15 protein-coding genes and 4 tRNA genes are annotated in these 17,321 nt (G+C 65.5%); 8 read left to right on the plus strand and 11 right to left on the minus strand.

Going from position 1 to position 17,321, the window contains the following annotated elements; all coding sequences use genetic code 11:
- Nucleotide 1: 1 nt before the first annotated feature.
- On the plus strand, nucleotides 2–733 hold the full coding sequence (locus tag E1742_RS25835; RefSeq protein ID WP_134387864.1) for a LytR/AlgR family response regulator transcription factor: 732 nt from the start codon (nucleotides 2–4) through the stop codon (nucleotides 731–733).
- On the opposite strand, the gene E1742_RS25840 is transcribed toward E1742_RS25835, so the two are convergent.
- From E1742_RS25840 to E1742_RS25885, 10 genes are all read right to left on the minus strand, one after another.
- Nucleotides 730–3,006 carry a helicase C-terminal domain-containing protein gene (locus tag E1742_RS25840; RefSeq protein WP_134387865.1) on the minus strand — a complete coding sequence of 759 codons (2,277 nt, stop codon included), beginning with the start codon at nucleotides 3,004–3,006 and terminating at the stop codon, nucleotides 730–732. The genes E1742_RS25835 and E1742_RS25840 overlap by 4 nt on opposite strands.
- On the minus strand, nucleotides 3,003–4,643 hold the full coding sequence (locus E1742_RS25845; protein WP_134387866.1) for a VRR-NUC domain-containing protein: 1,641 nt from the start codon (nucleotides 4,641–4,643) through the stop codon (nucleotides 3,003–3,005). Before E1742_RS25845 ends, E1742_RS25840 begins: the two co-directional genes overlap by 4 nt.
- Nucleotides 4,644–4,754: 111 nt before the next feature.
- Complete coding sequence (gene phaP, locus E1742_RS25850; protein ID WP_134387867.1) at nucleotides 4,755–5,315, minus strand: TIGR01841 family phasin; 561 nt, start codon at nucleotides 5,313–5,315, stop codon at nucleotides 4,755–4,757.
- 110 nt (nucleotides 5,316–5,425) lie between these two features.
- A complete protein-coding gene (locus E1742_RS25855) occupies nucleotides 5,426–5,647 on the minus strand; it encodes a hypothetical protein (RefSeq protein WP_206076713.1) in 222 nt (73 codons plus the stop codon).
- Nucleotides 5,644–7,884, minus strand: coding sequence for an ATP-binding protein (locus E1742_RS25860; RefSeq protein ID WP_134387868.1), 2,241 nt, complete (start codon nucleotides 7,882–7,884; stop codon nucleotides 5,644–5,646). Before E1742_RS25860 ends, E1742_RS25855 begins: the two co-directional genes overlap by 4 nt.
- A 148-nt stretch (nucleotides 7,885–8,032) precedes the next feature.
- Nucleotides 8,033–8,117, minus strand: a tRNA-Leu gene (locus E1742_RS25865).
- A gap of 43 nt (nucleotides 8,118–8,160) precedes the next feature.
- Nucleotides 8,161–8,245, minus strand: a tRNA-Leu gene (locus E1742_RS25870).
- A 90-nt stretch (nucleotides 8,246–8,335) separates the two neighbouring features.
- Nucleotides 8,336–9,430: an NF038122 family metalloprotease gene (locus E1742_RS25875; protein WP_134387869.1), complete on the minus strand. Its 1,095-nt coding sequence runs from the start codon at nucleotides 9,428–9,430 to the stop codon at nucleotides 8,336–8,338.
- Between the two features lie 272 nt (nucleotides 9,431–9,702).
- A tRNA-Leu gene (locus E1742_RS25880) sits at nucleotides 9,703–9,787 on the minus strand.
- Nucleotides 9,788–9,920: 133 nt separating this feature from the next.
- Nucleotides 9,921–10,005, minus strand: a tRNA-Leu gene (locus tag E1742_RS25885).
- A 345-nt stretch (nucleotides 10,006–10,350) separates the two neighbouring features.
- On the opposite strand from E1742_RS25885, the gene rnr reads away from it, so the two are divergent.
- The 6 genes from rnr to E1742_RS27510 all read left to right on the plus strand — a co-directional run bounded on the left by rnr (nucleotide 10,351) and on the right by E1742_RS27510 (nucleotide 15,895).
- A complete protein-coding gene (rnr, locus tag E1742_RS25890) occupies nucleotides 10,351–12,891 on the plus strand; it encodes a ribonuclease R (protein ID WP_134387870.1) in 2,541 nt (846 codons plus the stop codon).
- 107 nt (nucleotides 12,892–12,998) lie between these two features.
- On the plus strand, nucleotides 12,999–13,745 hold the full coding sequence (gene rlmB, locus E1742_RS25895; RefSeq protein ID WP_134387871.1) for a 23S rRNA (guanosine(2251)-2'-O)-methyltransferase RlmB: 747 nt from the start codon (nucleotides 12,999–13,001) through the stop codon (nucleotides 13,743–13,745).
- A 104-nt stretch (nucleotides 13,746–13,849) separates the two neighbouring features.
- A complete protein-coding gene (gene cysE, locus E1742_RS25900) occupies nucleotides 13,850–14,596 on the plus strand; it encodes a serine O-acetyltransferase (protein ID WP_134387872.1) in 747 nt (248 codons plus the stop codon).
- Nucleotides 14,597–14,625: 29 nt separating this feature from the next.
- On the plus strand, nucleotides 14,626–15,306 hold the full coding sequence (locus E1742_RS25905) for a YceH family protein (protein ID WP_134387873.1): 681 nt from the start codon (nucleotides 14,626–14,628) through the stop codon (nucleotides 15,304–15,306).
- A 33-nt stretch (nucleotides 15,307–15,339) separates the two neighbouring features.
- Nucleotides 15,340–15,537, plus strand: coding sequence for a hypothetical protein (locus tag E1742_RS25910; protein ID WP_134387874.1), 198 nt, complete (start codon nucleotides 15,340–15,342; stop codon nucleotides 15,535–15,537).
- Between the two features lie 133 nt (nucleotides 15,538–15,670).
- Nucleotides 15,671–15,895: a DUF7684 family protein gene (locus tag E1742_RS27510; RefSeq protein ID WP_503826304.1), complete on the plus strand. Its 225-nt coding sequence runs from the start codon at nucleotides 15,671–15,673 to the stop codon at nucleotides 15,893–15,895.
- A 135-nt stretch (nucleotides 15,896–16,030) separates the two neighbouring features.
- Here the strand turns inward: E1742_RS27510 and E1742_RS25915 are convergent, their stop codons facing one another.
- Nucleotides 16,031–16,282: a glutaredoxin family protein gene (locus tag E1742_RS25915; protein WP_206076714.1), complete on the minus strand. Its 252-nt coding sequence runs from the start codon at nucleotides 16,280–16,282 to the stop codon at nucleotides 16,031–16,033.
- Between the two features lie 628 nt (nucleotides 16,283–16,910).
- Here E1742_RS25915 and E1742_RS25920 point away from each other — a divergent pair.
- The gene (locus E1742_RS25920; protein ID WP_134387875.1) at nucleotides 16,911–17,312 is read left to right on the plus strand and encodes a hypothetical protein; all 402 of its coding nucleotides are present in this window, start codon (nucleotides 16,911–16,913) and stop codon (nucleotides 17,310–17,312) included.
- Nucleotides 17,313–17,321 lie beyond the last annotated feature (9 nt).

Consider the following 17,321-nt stretch of genomic DNA (forward strand, 5'->3'; position numbering starts at 1 on the left):
CATGAAGACGATCATTGTCGACGACGAACCGCTGGCGCGCGGCATCGTGCGCGAATACCTGGCGGCGCATGCCGACGTAAAAATCGTGGCCGAATGCGGCAATGGCTTCGAGGCCGTCAAGGCGATCGCCGAACTGGCGCCCGACCTGGTCATCCTGGATATCCAGATGCCCAGGCTCGATGGCTTCGAAGTGCTGGAGCTGGTGGGTGCGCGCAACGGCCCGCGTTTCATCTTTGCCACCGCGTTCGACAACTTTGCCATCCGCGCTTTCGAGGTGCGCGCGCTGGACTATCTGCTCAAACCCTTCAGCCAGCAGCGTTTCGCCCGGGCGCTGGACAATGCACGCACCGCTGCGCCGGCTGCTGCACTGGAAAGCCTGGGCCGCGCGGCGGCGCTGCGCGAGCGAGCGGTCGAGCGCGTGCTGATCCGCGATGGCGCGAATGTTCACGTGATCGCCTGCGGGCGCATCGACTGCGTGCAGGCGCAGGACGATTACGTGGAGATCCGCGCCGAGGGCCGCGCCTACCTGAAGAACCAGCCGCTGTCGGAACTGGAAAGCCAGCTCGATCCGCAGCGCTTCCTGCGCATCCACCGCTCCTGGCTGGTAAACATCGAAGCCGTCAGCCGCATCGAGCAGGCCACCCGCGACAGCCACGTGGCCGTGCTGAAGGACGGCAGCAGGGTGCCCGTCAGCCGCAGCGGCTACCAGAAGCTGCGGGCTGCAATGGGTTAGCCGGGCCGCGGCGCCGCGCCGATGCGCCACCATGCGGGCAGCAACGCCTGGATGTCGGGCCGTCCGAAGCGGTCGTCGATCAGGTGCACGGTGCCCCGGTCCGTCGTCGTGCGGATCACGCGTCCGGCGGCCTGCACGACTTTCTGGAGGCCGGGGTACAGGTACGTGTAGTCGTAGCCGGCGCCGAAGATGGCGTCCATGCGCCGCCGGATTTCCTCGTTGACGGGATTAAGTTGCGGCAGCCCGAGGGTGGCGATGAACGCACCGATCAGGCGCGCGCCCGGCAGGTCGATGCCTTCGCCGAACGCGCCGCCCAGCACGGCGAAACCGATGCCGCTGCTCTCGAGCGTAAAGCGCTGCAGGAACGCACTGCGGGCGTCTTCGTCCATCCGGCGCGACTGGCGCCACACCGTGACGTGCGGACAGGTCGAGGCGAACAGGTCGGCCGCCTTTTCCATGTAGTCGAAGCTGCTGAAGAAGGCCAGGTAGTTGCCCGGCTGGCGCTCGTACTGCTCGCCCATCAGCGCGGCGATCGGTGCCAGCGAACGGTCGCGGTGCTGGTAGCGGGTGGAGATGTGGCCGGCCACGTGCACGGCCAGCTGGTCGGCCACGAATGGCGAATTCACGTCGACCCACGCCGTCCCGGGCGGCATGCCGAGCGTGTCGGCATAGTAGTTCCACGGACTCAGGGTGGCCGAGAACAGGGCCACCGAGCGGGCCTGCGCGAAGCGCGGCTGCAGGAACGGCGCCGGCACGATGTTACGCAGGCACAGCGTCGAGTCGCTCTTGCCCGCACGCGTGGTCGTCAACGTGACGTCGAACAGCGAATGGTCGCCGAAGCTTTCCGCCAGCCGGGCGAAGTGCAGGCCGTGGAAGTAGAAGTCCAGCACGTCCGCATCGAACCACGCGGGGTTTTCGCCCATGTAGTCGCCGATCGCCGTGGTTGCCGCCTGCAGCGCGTTCATGAACTTTTCCGGCAGCCCGGCATGACTGCGGTATTCGGCTGTCTGGTCTTTTTCCAGCGCCAGCCACTGGCGGTGCACGCGGTCCAGCGCTTTTGTGAGCGCGGCGGGCGCGGTCTTGCGCAGCACGCGCAACGTCCCGTGTGCCAGTTCTGCCGAATACATGCTGCGCGCCCGCGAGACCATATTGTGCGCCTCGTCCACCAGCACGCCGACCTGCCAGTCGTTTTGCACCGTCAGTGCATGCAGCAGCGCCGTGAAGTCGAAATAGTAGTTGTAGTCGCCGACGATGACGTCGGCCCAGCGTGCCAGTTCGCTTTGCAGGTAGTACGGACAGACCTCGTGATCCAGCGCCGCCGTGCGCACCGACGCGCGGTCCAGCATCGGCAGCTGCAATGCTGCGGCGCGCGCGGCCGGCAGGCGGTCGTAGAAACCCCGTGCCAGCGGGCAGGCGTCGCCGTGACACGCGTTGTCGGGAAATTCGCAGGCGCGGCTTTTCGCCGTCAGCTCCAGCGTGCGCAGGGGCAGCAGCGGGGCGCTGGCGCGAATCGTGGCGACGGCGTCGAGCGCCATCTGGCGCCCCGACGTCTTGGCGGCCAGGAAGAAGATCTTGTCCAGTCCATGCTGCGGCGCCGCCTTGAGCAGCGGGAACAGGCTGCCGATGCTCTTGCCGATGCCCGTCGGCGCCTGCGCCAGCAATGCGCAGGAGCGGCTGCTCGCCTTGAACATCGCTTCGGCCAGTTCGCGCTGGCCCGGCCGGAAGTCGGGGTGCGGGAAGCGCAGCGCCGCCAGCTGCCCGTCGCGCGCGGCGCGGTGCGCCAGTTCCTGTTCGGCCCACGCGACAAACGCGGCGCACTGCGCCTCGAACACCGCCCGCAGCGCGGCGCTGTCGTGTTCCTCGACCAGCTGCGTTTCCTTCTGGCTGGCGATATCGTAGTAGACCAGTGCCAGCCGAACCGAAGCCAGGGCGCGCGCGGCGCACAGCAGGTGGCCGTACACCTTCAGCTGCGCCCAATGCAGGGCGCGGTGGTTCGCCGGCATGCGCGCCAGCTCGCCCCGGTAAGTTTTGACTTCTTCCAGCTGGTTGCGCTTCGGGTCGTAGCCATCGGCGCGGCCGCGCACGTGCAGTTTTCCCCAATCGCCGGAGAGGGCGATCTCGCGTTCGTAGTCGTCGTCACGGCGGGCGCTGACGACGGCGTGGCCGGCGATGCCCTCCTGCGCCGTCGGCGACGGCGTGAAGCGCAGATCCAGGTCGCCTGTCTTGGCCGTGAACTCGCACAGCGCCCTGACCGCGACGGTGTAGGCCGTCATGCCTGCCACTGCAGATAGCAGACGGTCACAGGCATGCGGTGCTGCGCGCAGTAGTCGATCCAGCGCAGCTGGTTGTCCTGCAGCCGGTCGCCCGGTCCTTTTACTTCGATCATCTGGTAGCGCCGCTCGGCGGGCCAGAAGCGGATCAGGTCGGGAAAGCCCGTGCGGTTTTCCTTGACGTCCGCCAGGATGCGCTGGAACGAGACCTTCAGGTGCTGCGGCGGGATGCAGTCCAGCGCCAGTTCCAGCAGTGCGTCGTCCAGGCCGCCCCAATAAACGAACGGCGACGAGATGCCGTCCTTGGCGACGCGGTTGGCGCGGATGACGTCACGGTAGCTGCCGTCATCCAGCCTGGCGAAGCAGGCGGCGAAGCGTTCGGTGCGGCGGTGCTGGAAGTCGGCACTGTGCAGGTCCGCCGGGCCGTGGTGGAACGGGTGGAAGAATGCACCCGGCACCGCGGCGAAGATGGCCTCCCAGCACAACAGGCCGAACAGGGAGTTGATCAGCGTGTTCTCGACATAGAACACGGGGCTTTCCTCGTGCGTCAGGTGGTCGCGCACGACACCTTCGACCCACCGGTCCTGCGCCGGCATCGGCAGGCACAGGTCGAGCCGGTCGACGGCCGTGCGCCGGCGCGCCGCGCCGCCGGGATGGCCGAGGCGGCGCGCCAGCCGCGGCGCGATGCGCAGCACGTGCTGGCGTTCCGCCTCGCTTTCGGGCTTCGCCTGGGCCCGCGCCAGCAGATCCCACGCGGGGCCATATTGCTCGTCCTTTTCCAGCACGCGGATCGTGCGGGCGCGCGCGCCGGGCCATGCGCAGTCGGCGTACACGGCCAGGGCGCCCGGCCAGTCGCGCAGCTTTTCCAGATGCTGGCCCATCTGGAACAGCAGCTTGTGGCGGCGCCCGCGCAGCCATTCGTTGTCGACGCTGGCCGGCGGCACGTCCGCCAGCACCGCCAGCGGATCTTCGCCCGCGCCGAAGCGTTCGCGGCACCGATGCAGCAGCAGGTATTCGTCGATGTCGCGGCGCGTGCGGAAGGCCCGTGCCGATGGCCCAAAGTCGACTTTTTCGAAACGGTAGACGCCCAGGTCGGACAGCACGAACTCCGTCCAGTCCTGATGGTAATTGCCGAAGAAGATCAGCCGCAGGCGATCGCACAGCGGCTTGGCCGCCACGCGGTAGAGCGCGTCGTCACAGTCCTGCCACCATGTGGAAAACGGTTGCGGCTCGGGATGATGGGGCCGCAGCGCTTCCAGCTGGTCGGCCTTGCGCGCGGCGCGCGCGGCACCTTCCAGGCGGAACACGTGGCACAGCTCGGTCTTTTGCAGCAGGTCGAACAGTTCGTCCAGCGTGAGGTGCGGGTCGGCCGCGATCCAGCCCAGCTGCGCCAGCGGAGCGGCGGCGGCGCGGGCGCAGCCGATTTCGTCGTAGGCCAGCTTGCTGGCACGGAACAGGCAACCCTTGCGCATGACCATGCGCACGAACAGTGCGCGGGCATTCTGCGGCAAGGTGGGAAAGACCTCGATGAACGAGCGCTCGTCGGCATCCACCAGATCGCCGTAGCGTTCGCCGATCCACGCCAGCACCTGGTGGAAGTTGTCGAGGTAGTAGAGCGGGTTTTCCAGTACGGGTTTCATCGGGACTGCAGGAGGAGGGACGACTGTACGTCAAGTCAATACGCCACGTCAAAGAACTGTATCTTTATACAGTTTATCCCTTCCACCCCCGCTTGCCCAGCGTTTTTTCCGTCAGGACTTGTTCTGCTCCGCGTTGGCGGCGGCCTGGCGGTCCGCCAGCGTGGCGGCCTGTGCCAGCTGCTCTTCGAACGCGGCCACCGCCTGGCGCGTGGCCGTCGTGACCTGCTCATAGCCCTTGAAGGCATTGTCGATCGCCGCCTTGACGATCTCCACCGCGTTTTCGGAACCGGGGCGGACGTTTTTCGTCACGTCGTAGATCAGCGCCGACAGGTTGCTCTTGGCCTCGGCCAGGTGGGCATCGGCCGCGCGGGTGAATTCGTTGTGGATGTCGGCGATGATCTGGCTCAGCTGCTGGTTGTAGCCGACCAGGTTCGTCAGGTTGTGCATCTTGGCGCTGGCGGCCGCCATGGCCGCTTTCGGGTCGGCCGCCTGGCTGGCGTCGCGGCCGGCGGCGAGGGAGTTCTCGATGCCCGTCCTGGCGGTGCTCATGTTCAGCTGGACGACCTGCTCGAGGCCCTGGACCGCCTTGCTCGTCAGCGTGTTGAACGTCTCGAGCTGGAACTCGAACAGGGCTTTGGTGGCCTGGGCAAACTGCTCTGGATTCTGAAACATGTGTCTTCCTCCAAAAAGTGCAACGAATGGGCGCAATCCATCATACCGGCTCGCTATGGGCTCGCCATGGGCTTGCTGTGGCTTGCTGCAAAATTGTTATTGTCGCCCCATTATCTGGTACGGAAGGGTTTCTCGCAACGGGCGTCCCGATAAGGGCCCAGCAATTTGCGCCAGCCCGGACCCAGAGGCGTCTGCGCGCATACCTTGTTGCCGCTCGTGACGCTCTCCCACAGCCACCAGGGTGCAGGCGCGGCAAGCGCGGCGCCGCAGAGCAGGGTGGCGACGCAGACGGACAGGCGGCGGGACAGGCGGTACAGGCGATACAGGCTCATGGTGCGACGGCAGGAAGGGTCAGCGTAAAGGTGGTGCCACGGCCCGGCTCGCTCTGCAACGCGATGCGGCCGCCCAGCACGCCTGTCACGATATTGTGCGTCAGGTGCAGGCCCAGACCCAGGCCGAGACCAAGGCCGGGGCCGGCCGCGGAGCCGGCGCCGCCGCCGGGGCGGGTCGTGAAGAAGGGATCATACACGCGCGCCAGGTGCTCGGGCGCGATGCCGGCGCCATCGTCTCGCACGGACAGCGCGATCGTCGCCGCGTCCACGGCCCGCGCCGCAATGGTGATGGTGCCGTTGTCGCGGCCGGACAGGCCGTGCAGCCCGTGGGTTACGGCATTCTCGAACAGCGCGGAGACAGCCTGTCCCAGAGGACCGGGATAGCTGTCCATCTCCAGCGCCGGAGCGATTTCCTGCAGCACGCGGGGCCGCGGCGGCGGCGTCGATGCCTGCAGGGGCAGCACCAGTTCGGCGATGAATTCGTCGAGACGGAAGCTGCGCCGCTGCGAACTGGCCGTGTCGACGGCCACCTGCTTGAAGCCGGCGATCAGGCGCGCGGCCCGCGTCAGGTTGCGGATGACGACGCCGTCCGCCTCGTCCGCCTGCTCCAGGTACTGTTCCAGGTCCGAGCGGTGCAGTCCGGCGTGCAACCGGCTGCGCAGCGCCGCTAGGTGTTCGCTCATCGTCGTGGCCACCGTCAGGCTGTTGCCGATCGGCGTATTCAGTTCGTGGGCGACACCGGCCACCAGCGCGCCCAGCGCCGCCAGCTTGTCGCGTCGTACCAGTTCGTCCTGCGTCAGGCGCAGGTTGTCGAGAGCCTGCGCCAGGCTGGCGCTGGCCTGCTCGGCCACTTCCTTGGCCCGTTGCAGCTCCGTCGTGCGGGCCGCCACCAGTTCTTCCAGGTGATCGCGGTGGCGTGCCAGTTCCGCTTCGCGCCGCGTGCGTTCGATGGCGATGCCGGCCAGGTGGACGGCCACGCGAATCAGGTGTTCGTCCTCCGCGCGCGGCAGGCGCCGGTCGCGGTAGTAGATCGCGAACGAGCCCAGCACCGTGGCCGCGTCGCCGAAGATCGGCACCGCCCAGCAGGCCCGCACGCCATGCTGGTTGGCCAGGTCGCGATAGCCTTCCCACAACGGGTCGCGGGCGATGTCGGCCACGATCACCGGCTCGCGGCGGAACATGGCGGTGCCGCACGACCCCACGCGCGGACCGATGGCCAGGCCGTCCAGCGCCGTCAGGTAGGACGGCGGCAGGCTCGGTGCCGCGCCGGCCCGTATGGTGCGGCCATCTTCGTCCAGCAGCAGCACGGTGCAGACCAGGCCGGGCGCCTGCCCCTCCACCAGCCGCAGCAAGCGGTCCAGAATCTCACGCAACGGGGCGCCGCGTGCGACCAGTTCCAGCAGCGCGTTCTGGCCGGTGCGCAGCGCCTCGGCCAGCCGCTGGCCGGTGACGTCCACCAGCCGCATGTGCAGCAGCCGCATGCCGTCCTGCTCGAGCATCACGGCGCGGATCTCGCAGTCGACGACGCGCCCGCTGCTGTGCCGGAAGGTCATCGGGTGCACGCGCACCTCGCCGCCCAGCACCTTGTGCAGCAGCGCGTCGATGGCATCCTGCGACGGCACGCCGTCCGGCTGGTGCGGCGGGCACAGGTCGGCCAGGCGCAGCCGCATCAGTTCCGCACTGGAACGGCCGAACATGCGCTCGGCGTTGCGGTTGACGTCGACCGGCGTGCCGCGCGCCGCGTCGAACAGCATGATCGCGTCCGGCGAGCCTGCCAGCAGCGTGTGATAGTTGACCGCGAGCGCGCGCATGTCGGGCCCGTCCTGGCCGGGCGTGTCCGGCCACGCGTGACGTACCGTCAGTTCGATCTGGATTTTTTCGACGATGTCCTCGGCCGCGCAGGGCAGCCGGATATAGCCGACGGCGCCGGCGAGGAGGGCACGTTCGCGTTCCTCGTCCGATGGCGCCGACGACATGGCCAGCACCGGCAGCTCGCGTCCGGCCACGCCGTGCACGAGACGCTGGCACAGTTCCAGCCGCGCGCTGCCCGCCAGTGCGACATCAAGCAGCACCATCGCCACGCCGTCCGCGGCGATGGCGGCCAGCGCCGCGTCGCCGCGGTTGACGACATCGACCCGGAAGTCGAGGCGCGACAAGGTCTGTACCAGCGCGGCATGCTCGCCGCCGGTGACAATCAGGATGGTATGCAGCGTGTCGGGAAGGTTCAGTTGCGTCATGGCTGCCGGGGTCGATGCCGATGGCAGCAGTGTAGACCAAGGGATGCATGGGCCGCGACGCGGTTGACCGCGCACGCACATTGAAGGCCAAAGAAAAACGCCGCCGACCTTTGACAGTCGGCGGCGTTCTTCAGCGTATCCGGTAGAGTGGTGCCCACGGAGGGACTCGAACCCCCACACCTTGCGGCACATGGACCTGAACCATGCGCGTCTACCAATTCCGCCACGTGGGCACTGGCACTTCTTTGACAAAGCTCTTGCATCGAAAAACAGACTTGGTGCCCACGGAGGGACTCGAACCCCCACACCTTGCGGCACATGGACCTGAACCATGCGCGTCTACCAATTCCGCCACGTGGGCCTGCTTTTCTCTGCTTCCTGCCTTGCTCCGTTGCGGTGTTCAGCAACAGAAGGCACGCATCTTAAAGTACCGAACCGGATCGGTCAATGGTCATTTTGTGCCTTTACGAAAGATTGTGCGCCGTCCGATTGCGCGTCGCCCCAGCAGCAGCATTCCGGCGCCCAGCATGGCGGCCGAGGAGGGCTCCGGAATGGCCGGGACGTTCCAGCCGATGACGTCCATCGCCAGCAGGTCGTTCCGCGAAATGTGCAGCAGCTCGCCCATGCCGGCGGTGGGGTCCATCAGCCCGATGAACAGATCGTCCTTCCAGTGGCTCGCCTGGCGGCCGTCGCCATGCAGCATGCCGGTGGAGAGCGGCGCCCCCGGCGTAGCGCCGCCGTCGGGCGAGAAGGTTTTTTCGCGCTCGTCCGCCGTCCAGTCGATCACGCCGGCGGCGCGGCTGGCGTCGGAGTAGCGGAACATGTCGAGCCCGGAAACGTAGGTGAACTCGTCGTCGTTGAAGAAGTCGGGCGCATCCGAGTTGAAATCCAGGACGTCGGCGCCGCTGATGAAACCCAGCGTATGGCCGATCTCGTGGGCGGCCACGCCGACGAAGTCGAAAGCGTCCGCGTTGATGCCGTCGTGCGGGTTGAAGTCGAACGTATAGTGGCTGCTGAACTGGATGAAGCCGTCGCATTGCCCGATACAGTCCGGCAGCGACTGCGCCGCCGGGGCCAGCCCCAATGCCTTTGCTTCGGCGGTGGCGATGCGGATGTTGGCGTTGTTGGCGTCGCCGTCGTTGTCCACGTAGGGTAGGGGGCTGCCGTACCCATTCGGGCTGTTGGCCGTGCGATTGAGCAGCATGCCGAAACTGCTGCCGGGCGCGAGGCTGGCCACGGCGGTGGTGTCGTAGCCGGACGTGATGTCCGCCGCCAGCGCGCTGCGGAAGGCACTGTAGCTGTACAGCTGCTGGGCCGACCGGGCCTGGCCCAGGATCCCGGGATCGAGTGGATTGAAGTCCACTGTCAGGTTAATCGTCACATTGTCGTCCAGCAGGCTCGACCAGCGCGCGGCCGCGTCGATAAAGCCCTGCCGGGCCTGTATCGAGGTACCGGAAATGAACGAAAAGTTGAACGTCGGCGCGGCAACGGCGCTGCCGGTTGCGGCCGCGGCCGCCAATGTGATGGCGGTGAGCAAGGTCTTCATGTCGGACTCCCGTAAAGTGGCTACGGGCAGGCGGTACGCAAAAAGCGTGCACGGCGGCTGAGTTGCAGGGCGATTGCAACCGCATGCGGTTTTTTGGCGGACGGGACTGTCAAGGAAGCCGACGCCCGGAGCCGGATGCGGCGGATCGCACGGCGCTCGGCAGATATCTGCGGGTGCTTCGGTCCCGGATGCGCTGGTGGCCAAATACAAAAACGCCGCAAACTTTTTCAAGTTTGCGGCGTCTGCTGCGACGAATCGCTAATCCGGTAGAGTGGTGCCCACGGAGGGACTCGAACCCCCACACCTTGCGGCACATGGACCTGAACCATGCGCGTCTACCAATTCCGCCACGTGGGCACTGATACTGCTGTTGCTGCTACAACGTTTCTGCTGCTACTGCTTCCACCAAACAAAAACGCCGCCTGCGATGCAGTCGCGGCGTCTTGCGCCATGCTGCCGAACATCCGGCTGCATTGTTGATACGGTAGAGTGGTGCCCACGGAGGGACTCGAACCCCCACACCTCGCGGCACATGGACCTGAACCATGCGCGTCTACCAATTCCGCCACGTGGGCACTGCGTGCTTCTTCAGCCTACACCACAAGCTCGACTTGCAAACTTGTTGCTTCTGCTATTATAGTGCCTTGGAGAGTTTTGCGCCAGATGAACTTTCATTCCACACTGCACATCCGCTCTGTTCTGCACTCCCGCATTGCTGCGAGAGCCGAGATTATAGAGCAATATTTTTGAATGTCAAAGGCTTTCGGAAACGTGCCCGACCGGCGCAATGCGCATGCAGTGGTCCACACATGCGTCCCGCCCCGGGTGTCCGATTGCGCGCTGTTAGGCAAACCGTCGGACCTCCGGTACACTACGACTGCCTTTATTCACGAACTCACAATAAGATCAAAGATATAGTTTTGAACCAGACTACCCATACCATCCCAAGCCGCGAGGACATCCTCGCACTCTTCCGCAGCGCCAATGCGCCGCTCGACCTGCGCACGCTTGCCATGTCGCTCGAGGTCCCCGCCGAATCGCACGCGGTGTTGACACGGCGCCTGGCCGCGATGGAACGCGATGGCCAGATCCGCTCGGACAGCGGCGGCTTCTACGTGCTGGCGGATCATTCCGGCTTCGTGGCCGGGCGGGTCAGCGCGCACCGTGACGGTTTCGGCTTCGTCATTCCCGACGAACCGGGCGACGACCTGTTCCTGACCGAGCGCGAGATGCAGAAGGTCCTGCACGGCGACAAGGTGCTGGCGAAAGTGGTGGGCTTCGACCGGCGCGGCCGCCCCGAGGGCACGATCGTCGAAGTGGTCGAACGTGGCAACACCCATATCATCGGACGGCTGATCAAGGATAACGGCGTGTGGATCGTGGCGCCGGAAGACAAGCGCATCGGCCAGGACATCCTGCTGGCCGGCTCGCCCGGCAAGGCCAAGAGCGGCCAGATCGTCAGCGTCGAACTGACGGAGCAGCCGGGGCGCTTCAAGCAGCCCGTCGGCCGCATCGTCGAAGTGCTGGGCGACATGGACGACCCGGGCATGGAGATCGAAATCGCCGTACGCAAGTTCGGCGTGCCGCACGTGTTTTCCGACGCGGCAATCAAGCAGGCCAACAAGCTGCCGGACGTGGTGCGTGCCGCCGACCTGGACGAACGCGTCGACCTGCGCGACGTGCCGCTGGTGACGATCGACGGCGAGGATGCGCGCGACTTCGACGATGCCGTCTACTGCGAGCCCGTCAAGATCGGCCGCACCAACGGGTACCGCCTGATCGTGGCGATCGCCGACGTCAGCCACTACGTCAAGCCGAACGACGCACTGGACGCCGACGCGCTCGAGCGCAGCACGTCGGTCTACTTCCCGCGCCGCGTGATTCCGATGCTGCCCGAGAAGCTGTCCAACGGCCTGTGCTCGCTGAACCCCGCCGTCGACCGCCTGACGCTGGTCTGCGACGCCGTCATCACGGCCAAGGGCGAGATCAAGGCTTACCAGTTCTATCCGGCCGTGATCCATTCGGCCGCGCGCATGACGTACACCGAAGTGGCGGCGATACTGGGCAACACGAAGGGGCCGGAAGCGGCGAAGAAGCCGTACATCGTACCGCACCTGCAGGACCTGTATGCCGTCTACCAGGCGCTGCTGAAGGCGCGCCTGGAACGGGGCGCGATCGATTTCGAGACGACGGAGACGTACATCGTCTGCAACCCGAACGGCAAGATCGAGAAGATCGTGCCCCGTTCGCGCAACGACGCGCACAAGCTGATCGAGGAATGCATGCTGGCGGCGAACGTCTGCGCGGCCGATCTGCTGCTGCGTAACAAGCACCCGGGCACGTACCGCATCCACGCTGCGCCGACCAAGGAAAAGCTCACGCAGGTGCGCGAGTTCCTTAAGCAGGTGGGCCTGTCGCTGGGCGGCGGCGATACGCCGGCCGCGCGCGACTACGCGGAGCTGATGAAGAAGATCAAGGAGCGCCCGGATGCGAGCCTGTTGCAGACGATGCTGCTGCGCTCCATGCAGCAGGCCGTCTACAGTCCGGACAATATCGGCCACTTCGGCCTGGCGTACGAGGCGTATGCCCACTTCACCAGCCCGATCCGCCGCTATCCCGACCTGCTGACGCACCGCGCCATCAAGGCCATCCTGCAAGGGAAGAAGTACGAGCCGAAGGTGGACGACAAGAGCGTACTGAATACGACCGTGTCGAATGCGGCGCGGCGCCAGAAGCTCAAGGACAAGGCCGAGGGCAAGGAACCGAAGGGCGCGCGCGACCTGACCGTGTGGGACGCGCTGGGCGTGCACTGCTCGGCCAACGAACGCCGCGCGGACGAAGCGTCGCGCGACGTCGAAGCCTGGCTGAAGTGCTACTTCATGCAGGACAAGCTGGGCGAGGAGTTCAGCGGCATCATCGTCGGCGTGACGACGTTCGGCATCTTCGTCCAGCTGGACCAGCTGTTCGTCGAAGGCCTCGTACACATCACCGACCTGGGCGCCGATTACTTCCAGTACGACGAAGCGCGCCACGAACTGCGCGGCGAGCGTACCGGCAAGCGCTACCAGCTGACGGACCGCGTCAACGTCCAGGTGGTGCGTGTCGACCTGGAGTCGCGCAAGATCGACCTGCGCCTGCCGGAAAGCGAAACGGCAGGCATGGGCGGCGGCCAGGCGCCGGCGAAGAAAGGGCGCGGCCGCCAGAAGTTCGAGGATGAGCCGGCGGTCGAGGAAAGTGCGCCACGCCGAGGTCGTAAGGGCGGCGGGGGCGGCGGCCGGCCGGAGAAGGGCGCGGCGGGTCCGTCGATCACCGTGCGCTACCCGGCCCCGGCGGATAACGCCGATGCGCCGCCACCGCGCAAGCCGCGCTCGGGCGGGGGCGCGCCGGCCAAGCGGAGCAAGACCGCGACGGCCGCTTCGTCCAGGCCCGGCAGCACGGCCAAGGGCAGGAAGAAGCGATAAGGTAAGATGATGGTCTGGCGCCGCGGTAATCCGCGGCGCTTCACTTGTGGACGTCCAGTTTGGCTCTCGTCCGCAGTTCGGCAAATCCAGTAAAGTAGAACAGCACCATGTCCAAGAACAAAATGATTTTCGGCTTCCATGCCGTCACCTCGCGCCTGCGCCACGAAGCCGCTTCCGTGGAGGAGATCTTCGTCGACGCCGCCCGCGACGACCGCCGCATGAAAGACCTGATCACGAATGCGCGCGCGCTTGGCGTGCGCGTCATGCCGGTCGATTCGGCCCGCCTCGACAAGATCGTCGGCACCCGCCGCCACCAGGGCGTCATCGCGTTCGCGTCGCAGCTGGCGCTGGCCCGCAACCTGGACGAGCTGCTCGATGCCATCGACGGCCCGCCGCTGCTGCTGGTGCTGGACGGGATCACCGACCCGCACAACCTGGGCGCCTGCCTGCGCGTGGCCGACGGTGTCGGCGCCCACGCCGTGATCGTGCCGAAGGATCGCGCCGTCGGCCTGAACGCCACGGCCGCCAAGGTGGCCAGCGGCGCGGCCGAAACGGTCCCGTACATCACCGTGACGAACCTGGCGCGCACCCTGCGCGACCTGAAGGACCGCGACATCTGGCTGATCGGCACGTCCGACGACGGCGAGAAGGGCCTGTACGATGCCGACTTCACGGGTCCGACGGCGCTGGTGATGGGCTCCGAAGGCGAAGGCATGCGCCGCCTGACGCGCGAAACGTGCGACATGCTGGTCAGCATCCCGATGTTCGGTTCCGTCGAGAGCCTGAACGTTTCCGTGGCTTCCGGCGTGTGCCTGTACGAAGCGCGGCGCCAGCGGATGGCCAAGGAAGGCTGATGCCGGCGGGGCCTGCACCGGAGGACGGTGCCGGTCCCCGATACGCCAATGCCGCCGGCAGAGGTGCCTATCCGCAAGCGGGCGTCCCATGCTAGATTACTGCCATGTTTACCCGCCTACGCCACGACATCCGCGCGATCCTCGAGCGCGACCCCGCCGCCCGCAACGCGTGGACGGTGCTGACGTGTTACCCCGGCCTGCACGCGATCGTCGCGCACCGGCTGGCGCACTGGTGCTGGCTGCATGGCCTGAAATGGCTGGGCCGCTACGTCAGCTACCTGGCGCGGATCGTCACGGGGATTGAAATCCATCCCGGCGCCGTGGTGGGCCGGCGCGTGTTCATCGATCACGGTTTCGGTGTCGTCGTCGGGGAGACTGCCGTGATCGGCAACGATTGCACGATCTACCAGGGCGTCACGCTGGGCGGCACGTCGCTGGCGGCCGGCCACAAGCGCCACCCGACGCTGGAGCGGGGCGTCATCGTCGGCGCCGGCGCCAAGGTGCTCGGCGCCTTTACGGTCGGCGAGTATGCCAAGATCGGCTCCAACGCCGTGCTGCTCAAGCCGGTGCCGGCCGGCGCCACCGCCGTGGGCAATCCGGCCCGCATCGTCAGCCGCGAGCAACAGGCGGCGGAAGGGCGGCCGGCGGCGCCGGCATTTGCCGCGTATGGCGTCACGCCCAACGGCGCCGATCCGTTGTCGAAGACACTGCAGGGACTGATCGCCCAGAGCGCGGCGCAGGAGGAACAAATCGTCCGCATCATGGCGCTGCTCAGGGAACGTGGCCTGGACCGCCAGGGCCTCGACATGGCAGGCGACGATGCGGATCGTCTGAACAGGCTGGTTGATTGAAACAACACGCAGAACAAGCAAGGAACAAGATGAGCGAACTGGAAGTGGCAACGGAAGAACTGGACCCGTTTGAAATCCGCGTGCTGGCCGTGCTGGCCGAGAAGGAGGCGCTGACGCCGGATAACTATCCGCTGTCGCTGAACGCGATCACCAACGGCTGCAACCAGCTCTCCAGCCGCGATCCCGTCATGCAGATTGCCGAGGACACGGTGGCGGACGTGCTGGCGCGCCTGGCCGAGCGCCGCCTCGCCAATGCCGTCACCGCCGCCGGCGCGCGGGTGACGAAGTACGAGCACCGCATGCGCATCAAATGGACGCTGGAGCAGGACAAGCTGGCGATCCTCACCGTGCTGATGTTGCGCGGGCACCAGACGGCCGGCGAAATCCGCACGCGCACGGGCCGCATGCACGAGTTCAAATCGGTGGCGGACGTGGAAGCGGGCCTGCAGTTCCTGATCGACAAATATCCGCCGCTGGTGGCGAAGCTGGCGCTGGCGCCGGGCACGAAGGAGCCGCGTTATGGCCAGTTGCTGGGCGGCGCGGCCGAACTGGCTCGGGAGGAGGCGGGTTACGGTACGTCCACGGTGGTACCGGGCGGGGCTTCACGCGGCGATCGGGTGGCGCAGCTGGAGCTGGAAGTGCAGCAGCTGCGCACCGAATTCGCGGCCCTGACGGCGCAGTTCGAGGAATTCAGGAAGCAGTTCGACTGAGCGCTTCACTGATGAACGCAAACGCGTTGCTGGATGCTGGAAGAAGAACAGTACGCCGAGCGCCGCCAGGATGTATGGCCAGAATTTGATCGGGATGAAGAACAGATCGTGCTTTGCCTGCAGCTTGATTTCCTGTCCGGTAGCTTTATCGACAACAATACGTGGCTGGCTGGTGCGCCCGATGGCGACGTGAAGCCCGAATACCAGCGCTGCGCCGATCAGCGTTCCTGACAACGCAACCGCAGAGCGGTCGGCGGCTGGTAGCGGTAGGGCCAAAAAGTGTTCCCCAGCCTGGACTGCTGCCGTACTCTGAGAATCATTCTCGTGCCGACTTCCGCTTCTTTGCCTGCGGGGCTATCAATTCTTGCGAGAACTGATAGCTGGGCGCATTGAGCTTTTCTGCGCAACCGGCGCAGGCGCGCAGGACCGGGAGGATGCTCCTGACTGGGCTTGCGTTGGGGACGATGGGCGAGGTGGGCAGATGATTGTCACGACCTCACACGAAGATGAGGCCCGTGCAGACGTGGTCGAATTTGCCGGGCAGTTCTCAATGTCTTTGCAGGACCGGCCCCGAATAATTCATCGGTAATGGCATCAGCCCGGAGGTCTGCTTTGGGGCGACACTCTGTGACTTTTTACAGATCGGCCACTTGCTATCCTTGGCCGAATGGCCGAGATCGGCCAGGAACCGACGCGCATGGAGCTGCTCGACCAGGGGCGGCCCTTATTTCTCGCCTAAAAAAGCGACAAGTTCCTCGTACCCGCCTACACGCTGCCCGTCGATATAGGTCTGCGGCGTAGTCTGGACTCCTTCGTCCTGCATAAACGCGTCTACTTCGCCTCGGGTTGTCAACTGATGGTCCTCGACTTGGTAACCCGCCTGTTTTAATAACTCGAGCGCCTTGACTCCCCACGGACAAGTATGTTCTGGAGTGACCATTCGGTGCAGCAATGCTTGCTTCGATTCGATTGACATGTTAACTCTTTCACTTTTTGATAATCAAGTTGCCTGTAGTAACGCAATGAGCCGTTACATCGTAGGTTCCAGATTACACGGTTAGTAAGAGTCTCGCGGTGCGTCAACGCACGCATGCCCGGCATGTACTTCACGACCCTGTGCACACCCCTTCTCTCACGCCCAAGGAAATATGCGCAGGCGCTATGGGTCCTTAAGGACGGTGGCAAGTGTAGAGCACGACTCCCATCGCAAACCCTGCGCTGGTCGCGCGGGCTCGCGCGCCTCAGGCGGGCAGCGGCCCGCAGCCGTGCGACAGCCGCGAGTCCGATGGACCAGCACGCGGAACGTCAAGGTGCAATTCTTCCCGTACACCGGCGCGGCGGCATTGGCTGGCGCTAACGCCTGCTAACACCTGCACCTCCGTCCAAATAAAATGGAGGCACACCGAAAGCCTCATCGGTTTGTCCGCCTTCGGAAGGTTGCCGACGGTCATGACAATCCGTGAGTTGTTCGCTTTGGCAACATGGTATCCTACTGCGACAGGCCGGTTTCGGCCAAAAGCGGCCGCTCACCAGGGGGAGGTGAGACGTTTAATACCGCTTCGACGATCTTTTCCGTATTGATTAGAGCTTTAGGAGACGTACCCATGGGGACATCGCAGTTAGAACTTTCTTGTCCACCGCAGCAGGCACACGCGTTGGAGCTTTGGCTACAGCACGCCGCAGGTCGCATTCTATTCGAGGACGTACGGGCTTACGCTACCGAAAAAATCGACCCGACGCTGCCGGACGAAACTCGCCTAGCTGTGCAGAAAGGAATTGATGATGCGATGTACGGCTTGATGATGGTGATTGACGGTGTGTCCGGTATTCTCAGAAGCGGGCCTCAATCTGTCGAGCTCTCCGTGACCGCACGGCTAGTGAATCGAGAACCGCCCGGCATTGCAGCCGAACTGGACTTGCGCGACGGTGATGGAATGTGCATGGGCTATCACGGGTGGCTTGACGGCGACTACGGAGACAATATTGTCACGTTCGTCGCACGCTAGGCGATTGCT

Origin of the sequence: Pseudoduganella plicata, assembly GCF_004421005.1 — a bacterium.
Lineage (GTDB): Bacteria > Pseudomonadota > Gammaproteobacteria > Burkholderiales > Burkholderiaceae_D > Rugamonas > Rugamonas plicata.